7 protein-coding genes are annotated in these 14,334 nt (G+C 41.7%); 2 read left to right on the plus strand and 5 right to left on the minus strand.

The window, feature by feature from the left end; genetic code table 11:
* Positions 1–13: 13 nt before the first annotated feature.
* Together GVK91_RS08165 and GVK91_RS08170 are read right to left on the minus strand one after the other, a co-directional pair.
* Positions 14–2,068 carry a SusC/RagA family TonB-linked outer membrane protein gene (locus tag GVK91_RS08165; RefSeq protein ID WP_200845565.1) on the minus strand — a complete coding sequence of 685 codons (2,055 nt, stop codon included), beginning with the start codon at positions 2,066–2,068 and terminating at the stop codon, positions 14–16.
* A 362-nt stretch (positions 2,069–2,430) separates the two neighbouring features.
* A complete protein-coding gene (locus tag GVK91_RS08170) occupies positions 2,431–6,507 on the minus strand; it encodes a two-component regulator propeller domain-containing protein (RefSeq protein WP_159727830.1) in 4,077 nt (1,358 codons plus the stop codon).
* Positions 6,508–6,799: 292 nt separating this feature from the next.
* Between GVK91_RS08170 and GVK91_RS08175 the strand changes: the two genes are divergently transcribed.
* Complete coding sequence (locus GVK91_RS08175; RefSeq protein ID WP_159727832.1) at positions 6,800–9,091, plus strand: family 20 glycosylhydrolase; 2,292 nt, start codon at positions 6,800–6,802, stop codon at positions 9,089–9,091.
* An 85-nt stretch (positions 9,092–9,176) separates the two neighbouring features.
* On the opposite strand, the gene GVK91_RS08180 is transcribed toward GVK91_RS08175, so the two are convergent.
* Positions 9,177–11,621 carry a PIG-L deacetylase family protein gene (locus GVK91_RS08180; RefSeq protein WP_159727834.1) on the minus strand — a complete coding sequence of 815 codons (2,445 nt, stop codon included), beginning with the start codon at positions 11,619–11,621 and terminating at the stop codon, positions 9,177–9,179.
* 540 nt (positions 11,622–12,161) lie between these two features.
* Between GVK91_RS08180 and GVK91_RS08185 the strand changes: the two genes are divergently transcribed.
* Positions 12,162–12,401 carry a hypothetical protein gene (locus GVK91_RS08185; RefSeq protein WP_153846202.1) on the plus strand — a complete coding sequence of 80 codons (240 nt, stop codon included), beginning with the start codon at positions 12,162–12,164 and terminating at the stop codon, positions 12,399–12,401.
* Between the two features lie 13 nt (positions 12,402–12,414).
* Here GVK91_RS08185 and GVK91_RS08190 read toward each other — a convergent pair whose 3' ends face one another.
* Both GVK91_RS08190 and GVK91_RS08195 read right to left on the minus strand, forming a co-directional pair.
* Positions 12,415–13,128, minus strand: a complete 714-nt coding sequence (locus tag GVK91_RS08190; protein WP_153846203.1) for a LytTR family DNA-binding domain-containing protein — start codon at positions 13,126–13,128, stop codon at positions 12,415–12,417.
* The gene (locus tag GVK91_RS08195) at positions 13,125–14,186 is read right to left on the minus strand and encodes a sensor histidine kinase (protein WP_070568077.1); all 1,062 of its coding nucleotides are present in this window, start codon (positions 14,184–14,186) and stop codon (positions 13,125–13,127) included. The genes GVK91_RS08190 and GVK91_RS08195 overlap by 4 nt, the downstream gene beginning before the upstream one ends.
* Positions 14,187–14,334 lie beyond the last annotated feature (148 nt).

The raw sequence follows: 14,334 nt of genomic DNA on the forward strand, positions 1-14,334 counted from the left end.
AACTGGTAAACCTCTAGGCTGTACCCCGGGGTAAATAGGCTCCGTCTAAGACAGCACTTCCAGCCGCCCAATTATATCCGGCAAGGTAATCATGCATTCCCACGCCCTCTTCAAGTCCTGTTTGTCCGATCGAAGCACGGATTTTAAGGTCACTAACCACGGATTTTAAGGGTTTAAAGAATCCTTCATCCGAAATACGCCAACCTACCGATGCTCCCGGAAACAATCCCCAGCGCTTACCTTCATAATATTTAAAAGATCCATCATAACGGCCCAATACTTCCAGAAGATACTTGCCCTTGTAGTTGTAATTGATACGGCCAATATATCCAGCCCGAGCCTCGTAAGCCCATTCATCGGCCAAACTATTGAGCTCCGACAGTCTTAACAACGGAATATAATTGTTTGAAGGATTTGCGCCCAATGCCTTATACGTCCGGTCCCAATCTGAACGCTCATAGCCTAACATTCCCGCGAAAGTGTGATCGCCAATCTGCTTGTTATAATCGATCTGGAACTGTGCAAAGCGGGAAACAATCTCCCTCGTGGTATCGTAACGCCAGCCAGCATCACTTCCGCCAGTTCGCTTATAAGCATTATTTTCGTATCGATATACATCATAGGTATATTGGAAGCCTTCAAATTTATTGTTGGTATAATTGTAAGAAACAGTTCCTTTTGCCGACAAACCAAAATTTGTCTTATAGGCCGCAAAGAGATTCACATTTCCAGCAAGGTATTTATTGTCTTTATAGCCGGCAATATCGCGGCTAAAGAGAGCCGGGTTATAGGGAAAATCATTGGTATGATTGATATATTCCGGATTGTCATTTGCGTAGGGACCTACAGTCGGCCTATTTTTCATAATAGCCAAAATAGACGAGAAGTATCCATCCCCACCTGGTAAGCCAACATCCTGTGTTCCTTCATGTCTTCCTGAAATCTGTGTCCCGACAGTAAGTCCTTTGAGTACCTCAGCTTCCATATTGGCCTGGAAATTGGTTCGCTTATAATTGAAATCCTTGATCATTGCATCCTGATTGAGGTGGCCCAATGACAGGAAGTAATTGGACTTTTCATTTCCACCGGTGACATTGGCATTGATGTATCGCTGTGGAATATTCTTACGGATCACCATGTCATAATAATCATAGCCTTGGTAGCCGGGCTCTGTCCCTGCCTGCCATTTCGCCAACTCCTCGGGTGTATAAACCGTCTTCGGGTCGCGGTTTTCATTCTGTGCGGCCTCAACTAATCCACGTGTGTATTGTTTAGCGTTTGCCATGGTCGGAAAACGTGTCAAATTTTGCCAGCCTTGGTAGCCATTAATATTGATTTTTGCACTTTCTCCTTTTGCGCCTTTTTTGGTGGTAATCAATACAACACCTCTGGAAGCACGGAATCCATATACTGCTGCTGCGGCATCTTTCAAAATAGAGATACTCTCAATATCTTCGAGATTCAGCGAATTAAAGATATCTGCGCCGGAGCCATTCTGTGTACCAACCCAATCAGTACCTTCCTGACCTCCATAAGCAACACCATCAATTACATATAAAGGCGAGCCCATATTCCGGATTTCGATCGCTGCACCACGACCGGGACGTGCGTCTTTGGCACGCACTGAGATCCCCTGCACCTTTCCTGCCAAAGCCCCAGCAGTCGTCGTCGATGATGACCGTACAATATCCTCTGATTTAATATTGCTTACCGCCCCTGTAATATTACGTTTGGACTGTTTACCATAACCAACAACGACGACATCCTCCAATACATTTTCATCTGCCTCGAGCTGGATTTTTAAATTTGTTGTTCCATCCAATGGAACTCGACGAGTCTTATACCCAACAAATGACACGACGAGCGTTCCTTTGTTAGCATTCAGCTCAAATTTCCCCGATTTGTCTGTTGAGGTTCCCTTCCCCCCTTCAAGGAGGAGTACACTCGCACCAACGATAGGCTCGTTTGCTTTGTTGAAAACTTGTCCCGTAACCTTCTCCTGCGCATACAGCAAAGTTGGCATCACGCTCAACATGGTGTAAAAAGAAGCAATCTTTAAGTTTTTCATAAATTTCAATACGAATTAAACAGTAAATAATACAATCTAGCTGGACAAGACAATATGATGGTAAACTACGGTCTACTTTGGTTATTTCTTTTGCATCGTTGCCACCCCTACCTAGATTTATAATTGGATTAATACCTCAAACTTAGCCGATATTGCAACACTCCATCGTACACAAATCCGTCAAAAAACATATATTTTTTAGTCAAAAACAGCTTTTTAAACATATTTAAGGCATATTTTATGTTTTTTTTCAAACTGATCTCGTTTTGATCGAAGTATATTAGACAGCAGCTTTATACGAAAAAACTATGCCCCTATCTATGTTGAAATAGTAGGGGCATACTTATCTGATGCGGATTGTTTTAATACACTACGCGGGCTTTATTGTCGGATCGTTGATATTCGGAAGGTAGTTGGCCAAACTCCTCTTTAAAGCATTGCCGAAAATAAATCGCACTATTGATTCCGACCATAAATGACACTTCGGTCACGTTATACTTCCCAGTCCGAAGTAGATCTGCCGCCTTATGGATACGTATCTTACGTACGAGCTGATTGATATTTTTTCCTGTGATGCCTTTCAATTTCCGATAAAGGGTAGACTGACTCATATTCATGCGATCAGCGAGGGCAGCAGCATCCAAGACCTCATCCTGCATATGCTGCTCGACGATCTGCATAAAATCCTGAACAAATTCATTTTCACGCCAGAGTTCCTCCGGAGGCTTTTGTTCTAGTTCTATATTGGTAGTTGAAAAAGATGGTTTTGTATTTAAACTTTCCAAAATCAGTTCATTGATCTGTTTCTGTCGGCTCAATAGATTGTCAATACGTTTGAAAAGTAAAGCTGCTGTAACTGGCTTGATCAGGTAGGAATCTATCCCTAGATCATAACCTCGTTGCCGGTCTGCATCGGTATTTTTTGCTGTCAATAGCAACAGTGGGATATGACTTGTACTACGTTCCTGTTTCAATTGCTGTACAAGCTGAAAACCATCCATATCGGGCATCATAATATCACTGATCACCAAATCGGGCACCCTAGCCATCGCCATTTGATAGCCTACAGTTCCATTTTCGGCGAGCACCACGTCATATTGTCTTTGCAATGTACTTCCCAGATATTCACGAAGTTCCAGATCATCCTCAACCAATAGCACTAGCGGACGTTGCGAAGAAACAGGCAGCTCGCCATTCTCAACAGGTAATCGATCGGTTTTCAATTTTACCGTAAAGGTGGTACCAAGGCCAAATGTACTATTCACATCAATCTTTCCATGATGGATCGCCACAAGTTCTTTCACCAAGGCCAGACCAATACCCGTACCCTGAGTACCTGTGTTCGCAACCTGATAATATTTTTCAAAAATCCTACCGATATCTTCTTTGTCAATACCTACTCCAGTATCTTCTACAGACAACACCGCCCAATGATCCAAATCCGATTCTTCGTAATGCAAGCTTAGTTTAATATAACCTGACTCGGTATATTTATAGGCATTCGACAATAAATTATCTACGATCAATTGTACGATTTCGGCATCAAATAGCGTACGTGAATCCCTCACAGGGAGTTCAGACAACACCCGAAGACCAGGTTTGTGATTCAATGTTTTATATTTATGGGCAAGATCTACGAGCATTTCTCCCAAAGACCCAGCTTCCGGTACAAAGGGTTTAAACTGCGATTCTACCTTCCTAAATTCCAACAACTGGTTGACCAATGTGAAGAGTCTATTAGCGCTTTTCTGTACCGTCTGAACCAGTTCGCGATGTTTTTCAGTAAGCTGCTGCTCTTGGGACAGGTCGTCAAGGGGGCCTAGAATCAACGTCAAAGGTGTCCGTAGCTCGTGCGTTATATGCGTATAGAAATTCAGGCGTTCTGCATGTAACTGTTCGTCCTGCACATGTTGCCGCTCTTTCAGTTTTAGTTCGGATTCAGCTTTCATTTTTTTGAAATAGAAAGAAATGATAATATATCCAATTAGCAGCACAAGGAGCAGATACACGATCTTGGCGGATAAACTGAGATAAAAAGGTGGCGCAATTTTGATCAATAGATGCTGGTAGTCCTGCGACCATTGCCCATTTTTCATCCGGGTGCGAATCAGCAGCTCATGTTCACCATAGGGTATATTACGAAAATCGAGGTTGGTCTCGTTTCCCAGAAAAATCCAGTCATTATTAAGCCCTTGCAATTTATAGCCAAACTCGACCAAACCGTCTAGAGCAAAGTCCATAACAGCAAGTTCGATGCGAAAGCTATTTTCATCATAATTGAGTTCAATTGCCTTTGTCGGCGAGGGATATTTATCGACCTGTGTACCGGACTCTCCGGATCGAAAAACAATAAATCGGCTAATACTTAGGGGTGAGGTTGGTAAATTGGACGGGATTGTGGCTGGGTTGAAATAACACATTCCTTCCTGCATCCCAAAATACAGTCGACCTTCACTGTCTTTTCCTACACTTGCATTGATAAAACCTCCCAAAGGCAAACCGAAAGACTGGTCATATTGTAGAAAACGTCTTTCTTTCGGGACATAGCGTAACATCCCCGATTTGGTCGAACACCAAATATTTCCGGTCTGATCTTCTGCGAGTCCATTGACAAAAAGCCATGCATTCCCTCCCGGAGGCATCAATAGAGACAGATCACCAATCTTCTTACCCGCTTCCTGTACGGCCAGTCCTTGATTTGTAGCCACCCAGATATTGTTATTTCTGTCCCGCAACAAATGATTAATCGTGTTATTTTGCAAGCCATTACCCTTGTCCATTTTTCGAAGCAGTTTATGCTGGGGATCGTAAACATAGAGTCCTTGCCCATAAGTTCCGACCCACATGTTGTGTTGGCCATCTTCCATCAACGTTCGGGGTGCATAATCGCCAAGCATTGGTTTGTTGATCAAAAGCTTCTGGACATGCCCCTTTCCTTCATCATATATAAATACCCCTTGATGTGCTGCAAACCAGATCTGTCCTAAATGGTCCTCATAAATCGCCCGTACCTCCGTCAAAGGCTCACCTAAATCAATGGTTTTCCAAACGGACGATCCAGCATATTGAACGGCAATTCCACCTTTACGTAATCCGAGCCAAACATGTTGATGCTGATCCTTAAAAGCTGTTAGAAGGAAATCGTCTGCCCCACCATTCTTTTTGGTAATCTGCTTCAATAAACGCCCTTCCGCATTCATTTCGACTAGACCTGAGCCTTCAGTGGCCAAACGTATTGTCCGATTTTCACCCACCAATACATTGCTCACTGTTGCCAGTCGATCCGGCAGCATATTGTCTGATGGAAAGACACTAAAGAAGGGGGCAATATGACTAACAACTCCCAAGCCACCACCATATAACGCTAGCCAAACGTTTCCAAACCGATCGGGAGTAATATGCTGGACCATCGCATTATTGCCTTTCCCCAGATCAAAACGCTCTACATGCTGTACGGCCTCAATATGCTTATCATAACCATAGCTCGGCTGCAGTAAAAAGAGTTGCGACGATTCTGCCCCTATCCACAACGTATGACCAATTTCCTTAATCGCATATACAAAAGGTTCATTTCCATTTTTTGCCAATCCTGCCAAAGAAACCTGCTGTAGTTTACCGGAAGCTGGATGATACACAGCCAGCCCCTTTCGGGTCCCTATCCACATATTGCCGGCTTGATCACAAAACAAGACTTTAATTTCATTATCCGGTAATTGTCCGGAGGTATTGTGATTAGTTAGTCGTTTCAAAGAATGGCTAATGGGATCCATTATTGTTAAACCTTCGTTAACATGCCCTATGTAAAGCATTCTTTTTTGATCTTCGGCCAGAGACCAAATGCTATTTTCGGGAAGACCCGGAAAATTCTTTTTATTGAAATGACTAAATTCCCCCGTTACCGGATCAAAATGCTGCACCCCTTGATGGTAGGTCGCTAACCACAATTTCCCATCCTTGCCTTCGATCATATCCGTAATATCATTCGTGGCTATAGATTTTGGATTAGCTGCATCATGTGTATAATAACTGAATCTATTTGTGCCTAGGTCAAGCACATTCAGCCCATTGGATCTTGTTCCGATATACACTTTCCTGCCTGCATACAGTAGCGTATTAATTTCATTGCTATTGACCGATTGACCGTCCTGCTTATCGGCAGCATAATACGATTTAAAAGACTTTCCCGCATAACGGTTCAGCCCCAGCTCTGTGGCTACCCACATAAATCCTTCATCGTCATGCACGATATCCAGTACCTGCTGATTGCTTAAGCCATCTTGAAGGGAAAAAAAATGGGCACTATTGGGCTGTCCATAAACATGGGCCAACTGCCAAAAAAAACCAATGATAATGAGAAAATTTTTCATAGCTCCGCCACCACCTAATAAATTAACAACACCAACCTGTTCTCTTGGATGAGATCCTTTGCCGACTATCATTCGCCCCAACCCATTTGCAACTTTTTACAAAATTGTCGAACACCGCAACAACTATACAATGAAAATATTCAGGATATAAACACAACATAGGCCCATTCAAATAAAGGTTATTTTCAAGTTAAAGATAAGAATAAATATATAAATGTCAAACAAACATTTATAATAATACCAAGAGGAGTATTGCGCATAATCTCACGGAATATTGATCAACTAAAATTACCTGCCAATACCTGAAATATTGGTATATTGCAACAAAATCTAATAACACTTGTGAATCACAAAAAACACGTTCATGAATAAAATCTTCTCAACCTTACTCCTATCCTGTGCCCTGTACCTGCCGACACTAAATTTTGCGCAACAAAAAAATGCACTTCCTCAACTCATTCCATTTCCGCAGCAGTTGGAGGCTAAGCCAGGCCTTTTTCAGCTAAAGGGGCAAGAATTGGGTTACTATATTGATCCATCCCTATCTTCTAAATCATTATCGGGATGGATCGACCATTCCCTATTCGGGAAACTGAACAAAAAAAACGTGAAGCAAGCCAGCGCCACGTTGCAATTGATTAAAAATCAAGGGCTCTCAAATGAGGGGTATGAATTGATAATAGATCAAAAAGGTATCCAGATCATCGCCGCATCTGAAAAGGGTGCATTTTATGGATTACAGACAATCCAGCAATTATATTTACTCTCAGGAACAACAGCTAAGCTTGCTCTTCCCTATGTAACGGTCAAAGACGAGCCAGCTTTCCAATGGCGAGGTGTCGAACTCGATGTAGCCCGTCATTTTTTTCCAAAAGATTATATTTATAAATTTATCGATCTACTTGCAACCTACAAGTTCAACAAATTTCACCTGCACCTGACAGACGATCAAGGTTGGCGCATAGAAATCAAAAAATACCCCAAACTAACCGAACAAGGGGCTTGGCGGACGTATAACAATCAGGATTCTGCCTGCTTTGTGAAAGCCAAGGAAAATCCCGACTTTAATCTGCCCAAGGAACTGATCCGCACAACAAACGGAAAGGAAGAATATGGCGGTTTTTATACACAACAGGATATCAGAGACATTGTTGCCTATGCGGGCAGCCGACACATAGAAATCATTCCGGAAATAGATATGCCTGGGCATATGATGGTGGCTACAAAGGCCTATCCCGAACTCCTATTGGACAGTCAGTCCGCGGGCTGGGGAAAACAATTTTCTGTACCGATCAGCCCCTGGAAAGAAAGCAGTTATACTTTTGTTGAGAATGTACTAAGCGAAATCATTGAGCTATTCCCATCACACTATATTCACATTGGTGCCGACGAGGTAGAAAAAGATTCCTGGTCAAAATCAGCAGCTGCGCAAGCTTTTATGAAAGAAAAGCAAATACCTAACTTACATGATCTGCAAGGTTATTTCGTCAAAAGAGTGAACAATTTTATCCGTTCAAAAAATAAACAGAGTATCGGCTGGGATGAAATATTGGACGGCAGTTCCGATACCAGCATGATGGTCATGTACTGGCGTGGTTGGGTAAAAAATGCACCTATGGAAGCCGTTAACCGTGGTCACCGGGTCGTTATGACACCTACAAATCCGCTTTATTTTGATTACCTTCCAAATAGCAGCAGCCTAGATGCCGTGTACAATATGAGCGTGGTCCCTTCGGATATATCCAGCCAAAAAGCACATTTGATCCAAGGTGCACAAGCCAATATCTGGACAGAAATGATCCCCTCCACTGCGCGGTTAGAGTTTATGATCCTCCCACGTTTAAGTGCTTTATCGGAACGCGTATGGACCAACAAATCCCTCTATGATAGCTATAGAAATCGAGTAATTGCACACTTTGGACTCTGGAACAAAATGGGTTTACGGTATCGTATGCCAGACCTTAACGGTTTCGCTGAAACACAGGTAATTGTCGACGGACAATCTACACTAAAAGTTTCGAATGAACTTCCCCAAAATCCAATACACTATACTACCGATGGTAGTCTTCCAACAAAGCAAAGCCCAGTGCTTAACGGCTCTCTTGTCGTTAAAAAAGAAGGTCCTATTCGTTTTGCGACAATCTCGCCTTCGGGTGCAAAAAGTGAGCTCTATCAGGTTGATTTTAAAAATGATACTTGGAAAAAGGGTATAAAAGTTGATGAAAGCACCGTGGCCCCGGGCCTTACAGCGACATTTTTCAATGGAACTTTTACCAATACTTCCGCCATTTCGGGTCCCGAAGTGCGTCAGGAAGTGATAAGCAATGTAGCGCTAAGCGATACCATCAAAATGCCTTCTTTTGGTGCAAAAATAAGAGGATACCTCTACGTCAAAGAAAAAGGAATTTATAATTTCTACTTCACTTGTGATGATGGTGGTGTCCTGCGGATACATGATCAGCTTGTCGTTGATAATGACGGACAGCATGCACCGATTATGAAAAGTGGACAGATTGCGTTAGAAGCAGGCTACCACCCAATTGCTGTAGATTTCCTTGAAGCTGGAGGAGGTTTCACCTTAAAACTTCAATACAATGTCAATGATTCAAAAGTGATCGATATTCCCAAAGCGTCTTTTTTCCATAAAAAGGATTAAAAAAAATCGACATAAAATAGCAGTGATACCATCCCCAGTGCAGTCAATGCTCACTGGGGATTTTTTTACCCCACAAGATTCTGGTCTAACTCGAAGCTAGGGATAACATATTCGCAAAAAGACGATATGCCCCTGCTACTCCTGCTGGCAGTTGTCTAAACAGCGACAGGCTGTTATAGATATAATAACCTTTTCCTTTTTTGTGCAGTAGCAATAACCCATCTTCCGTACGATTATCTCCATTTTGCCCACGCAGTATCGGTTCAAAATCCGAAGCCCATTTTTGAGGTAAAAAAAGTGCCCGGTCCTGCACCCAATTTTGAAAATCATGCTGTCCGATTACATTAGGGTAGTTCAATATGCGATGGGAAGGGTTCAAAAATGATATATGGCTTTCTGTATCTGTAATTCTTTCCGGGGAAACCGCTAAAGGATAAGCCCCAACCTCCGTCAAATGCAAATCATACGGCGTATTATACTGCCCTATCAATACACCGCCCTGCTCAACATAGTCACGAAAAAGCTGATGAAATCCCGTAATTAGGGGATGGCTATTGTATATTCGTATTCCCAAAACCACTGCATCAAAGCCTGAGAGATCCATTCCCCCAATTGACTCAAATGGAATAATCTCCAAATGACCAACAAGCTGGCGTAAGCTCCCTGCAAGTTCATCGTTCACCCCCGAAATATAAGCAACTTTCTGGGCCGTAATATTCACGGGTAAATTTAGCACCCGCAATATGCCCTTGGGAAAGTAAGTTACTTGATTAACATGTGGATAAATAATACTTCTGGATGTGAACGGATACCGCCCTGTAGTCGTCTCAATCTCAAAGCCGATCTCTTGAATATATTCCTGCTGCGCATGCGACCTCAACTCAAACTTAAGCTTCTCGGTTACATTACCCGCTATATTGAGCTCAATTTCTTTCGGAAATACATCGAGCCCATCCGGTAGCGTAAGCTTAACCTTTATAGATAAGGATTCGGAGACATTAGATTGTAGCTCTAAAGCAATTAAACGTCTGGTCGCATTGGAGAGCACCACGATGTCCGAATCAAAAGTTGCTGTCACCGGAGGGGCCACCGCAACAGGACTACCAGCATGTTTCACAGGCAACTTAACCGCGATCGGCAAGCCGGCAAACTGCAGTTCCAAATGAACAGACAATTCAGTTCCAAATTGTGTCAATACAACATCAGCAGGCGATGCCGGCGCATAGTTATGTGCATCGCCCTCAGCACTAAGCCAAGTTGGAAAAGAAGGTAAAATCGTATCCAGAAGCTGACCATTTAAATGGATCGTCTTCGAAGGTGACAAAGTAAAGTCTTTTTGCTCTCCGTTACGAATAAATCGAACTTTCACCCTGGTCAGCTGTAGATTGGATTCCGATGGGATATGCGCATTCAGGACCATATTAACCTCGGTCCCTGGTACCCAAAGTTCCTCAATAGCCTGTACTTCCAAAGATACACCAGCAAAGTCGAGCAGAAGACGCTCTACCTCCGCTCGTTTTTCATGGATAACATGCCCCTCGGGAACAATCCTCATCCAAAATAAAATCGTTCCAAGCTCCAAGACAAGTTCTGCTGCATCTGACTCACATTTTGCAATGAGGTCGTCCACCAAGCGATTAAATACGAGTGAATAAGAATCTTGAGCAGTATATTGTGTAAAAATAGCGTGCTGTTTCTCCGAACTGATCGGTGTACCTTTTAATAATTCAAAATATTCGGTGCTAGGCTGATGCCGAACCAGACTTCCCATGGCCTGAGAGCGATGTCTATTACGGCTTTCTGCAGCAATCTCACCATAATGAAAGCCCAAAGAGCCGTGTCTCGCTGGAATATCCAGCGAAAAATACGCTGGCAAAGGCCTTACTTCTCCACCGATATCCTTAACACCACTGTCCTGATATACATTCCACAACAGCTGCCGAGCCTGCCAAGGCTCCAATTCGGATAGCTGTTCTATATAAGCTGATGGATCAGCGGCCAGATCAAAAGCCTTTGCCGCTAGAATTGCTGAGGCCTGATGATGTCCATGTGAGTCCGGGACATCCGGTGAAAAACGTGTTACAATTACAGTAGGGCGAAAATAACGGATGGTCCAAACCATATCGGCAAGTACACCGTTTTCATCCCATCGTGCCAGCGTTTCATCGACAGATTTTGCAAATCCAAAATCCTTAGCACGTGTAAAGAACTGTTTTGTTCCCTCAATTGCACGAGCGGCAAGTGATTCCTGCACCCGAAGTACACCCAGATCCAGTCCCTTTTCTGTGCCAATAAAATTCTGTCCTCCCTCACCACGCGTCACGGAAAGATAGGCCGTATCGACCAACTGGTGCTGAGCCAAAAAGGTCAACAATTTATTGTTCTCGTCATCCGGATGAGCACCGATATATAAAACACGATCAGACATTTTAAGCCTACATAACGCACGCATCATCATTTGTTCTTTACGCGAAAAAGCCTGATCTAAATGTTGTTCGTGTGTCTGTTGTGCTAAATATTCCAATGCCATATCCTTCCTACTAAATATTTCTACGGCTCAAATATAGGAATATTTTTTAATAAACTACTAAATAGGTAGATTATATATTTTAATAAAGAATTAGTATTAATTATAATGGAGGATTAGCGTTAAAAACAAAGATGTTGCTCGTAAAAAAACACTAATCTAATCGTGTCAATACACCTTCTTTATGGGCGTAAAATTCATAGCTGGCTCCTTTTCTAAACTGCATAACCTTTTCGATATGGATACTACTATGGTTTTTGCTGAGGGTAAAGTATTTTTGCCGGAGCTGAAAACTAAAAGCTACTTAACTGTAACACCTGACAAAGATGCCTCCCCTTTCTGTAGAAATTTAGAATTGATAGCCGCTGGTATTTATTTTTGAACTACATCCTGCGTACACTGCCTGCTCAATCTTGTTTTGTATAAAAATTAAATGCTTTCGTATAATATCGATTTCCCGGTGTCACCAGAAGCATAGATTTGTAAGGATAACTCAGGTGATTGGGGAATCAAATGATTTTGAACGCAAATAAATTAGTAGCGATGAAAGTTAGGCAAGTGATGATTTTTAAAAGTTCAGTGAAGACCAAAGACAAGAAAAATTTTTTGATGCAATTGGTCAAGACCCATCTTCCACAAGTACAAGATGCTACGGTTGATATTGATGATGAGGATGCTATTTTCCGGTTCGAAACAGAAGAGTGTTGTGTCGACTATCTGACAAATTTCCTACGTAGTTATGGTATCCAAGTTGATTTTCTGGATCGCTTTGTGATGGCTTAAATCAGCCATCAGATCAGAGGAGTCCTCCGGTATATTGTTTAAAGAAAGATTCTCTATAGATCTCACCAATCGGGATTTCAAACTTATCGATGTAAACAGTATGGTTATCAAAAGAATCAATAAACGATAAATTAATCAGATAGGATTTGCTGGTACGCGCAAACAGGCTCACCGGAAGTTTCTGGTGAATTGTCTTCAAATTCATTGCAGTAATCAGTTTATTGTTCCGGGTATAGATGACCACATAATCTTTGAGTGCTTCTATAAAGCGAATATCGGTAAATGCAATTTTATAGAATTTCCTATCCGATTTAATAAAAAGTGCGTCCTCACTGGCCTTCTCAACCGTACTTTGGTTTTCTTTTAACGCTAGTAATTTTTTATAGGCTATTGCTTTATCGATCGCTTTTGCCAAACGGTCTTTATTGATCGGCTTCAACAGATAATCTATTGCATCCAATTCGTAACTTTTCAGTGCATATTGCGCATAGGCAGTCGTCAGGATAACCAGCTTGTCATTGGGAAGAGACTGTGCAAAATCGAGTCCATTGACTGTCGGCATCTCGATATCCAAAAAAAGTAAGTCCACCGGGTTTGTCTTGATACATTCCAATGCCGATATCGCATTGGAAAATGTACCTACTATCTGAATAGACGAAATTTCTTCGATTAAATTTTTCATTTCTTCCCTAGCCAGGGGTTCATCGTCTACAATAATGCAATTCATAAGGGAATAGTAAGTTTAACGCTATATAATGTCTCAGTTGTTGACACAGACAGTTCATAATCATTTCTATACAGCAGATCCAGTCGTCTTTTGGCATTAGCCAATCCCAGTCCGCTATATTTGCTTCGGACAAATGAGTTGTCGGGATCTTTCGAATTTTCACATTCAAAACAAAGTTGTTGATCCGTCTCAGAAAAATGGATTGTGATGAAAGTATCAGCATCACCGGCGCTGAGACTATGTTTAATCGCGTTTTCAACAAAGGCCGTAAATAGATGCGGCGGTAGAAATACACCTTTTTTTTCCAATTCTATTGGGCAAGATATACGCGTTTTTAGGTTATCGCGACGTATTTCCTCCAATTTCAGGAAATTGCTTATAAAGTTGATTTCGGACTTGAGAAGTGTCTTATCATCGTTATTTTCATACAGCTGATATCTTAGAAAATCTGATAACTTCATGATGACCTCGGTAGCCATATTCGGATCTTTTCGAATTAAAGCTTTAACGTTGTTCAGCATGTTGAATAAAAAATGTGGCTGAATCTGATTTTTTAAGGAAACAAGCTCTGTGGTCAAAGCCAGATTTTTCAGTTCAGAAATACGCTTATTGTCTTCCAACCAACGTTTAAAAAGCTTAAATGTCGTGGTGGTTAGAATAATCGGAATACAGATAAATAATGCGGCGATTAGCCCCATAGAGTCCGACTCCGGTTTTTTTATAGCGGGAATATGAATGGAATAGATGTAATTTGCAATGTACATGACCACCAGCAAACTGGCCGTTACCAGCAGTATCAATGCTAAGACATATAACTCATATTTAGCCTTAAAGAAAAACTTGGGTATCAGTACATACATATTGGCGTAAAACATGCAGACGAATACAAACCATAGGATAATAGAAAAATAAAACCGATAACTACCCTGAAAATGAGAACTCGAATTTGCATTTGCAAAGAGCAACAGTAAACCGATCAGAAAAAACACATGTCGCAGTGGCCTGAATTTATTTTCTGTAAAATACCTTAAAACAATGCTATTATTGAAGTCTTGCATGCATTAGAATGATTTTAACCTAAATAACAAAAATAAAGCTTTTCTTGGCAAGAATCCGATCTCTTATACGAAGACCTGTTTTTTTTATACCAAAACTGGGAGATGATTTTTAACGTTCCTTTTCACTGTTCCCCTAAATTGGACTTTT

The sequence above is a fragment of the Sphingobacterium sp. 18053 genome (assembly GCF_902706145.1).
Lineage (GTDB): Bacteria > Bacteroidota > Bacteroidia > Sphingobacteriales > Sphingobacteriaceae > Sphingobacterium > Sphingobacterium paramultivorum.

What these genes read in the sequence shown, in the direction of transcription:
- GVK91_RS08185 (WP_153846202.1), top strand. Translation starts at nt 12,162, where the DNA reads ATGAAAGTTAGGCAAGTGATGATTTTTAAAAGTTCAGTGAAGACCAAA.
- GVK91_RS08180 (WP_159727834.1), bottom strand. Translation starts at nt 11,621, where the DNA reads ATGGCATTGGAATATTTAGCACAACAGACACACGAACAACATTTAGAT.
- GVK91_RS08170 (WP_159727830.1), bottom strand. Translation starts at nt 6,507, where the DNA reads ATGATAGTCGGCAAAGGATCTCATCCAAGAGAACAGGTTGGTGTTGTT.
- GVK91_RS08165 (WP_200845565.1), bottom strand. Translation starts at nt 2,068, where the DNA reads ATGAAAAACTTAAAGATTGCTTCTTTTTACACCATGTTGAGCGTGATG.
- GVK91_RS08175 (WP_159727832.1), top strand. Translation starts at nt 6,800, where the DNA reads ATGAATAAAATCTTCTCAACCTTACTCCTATCCTGTGCCCTGTACCTG.
- GVK91_RS08190 (WP_153846203.1), bottom strand. Translation starts at nt 13,128, where the DNA reads ATGAATTGCATTATTGTAGACGATGAACCCCTGGCTAGGGAAGAAATG.
- GVK91_RS08195 (WP_070568077.1), bottom strand. Translation starts at nt 14,186, where the DNA reads ATGCAAGACTTCAATAATAGCATTGTTTTAAGGTATTTTACAGAAAAT.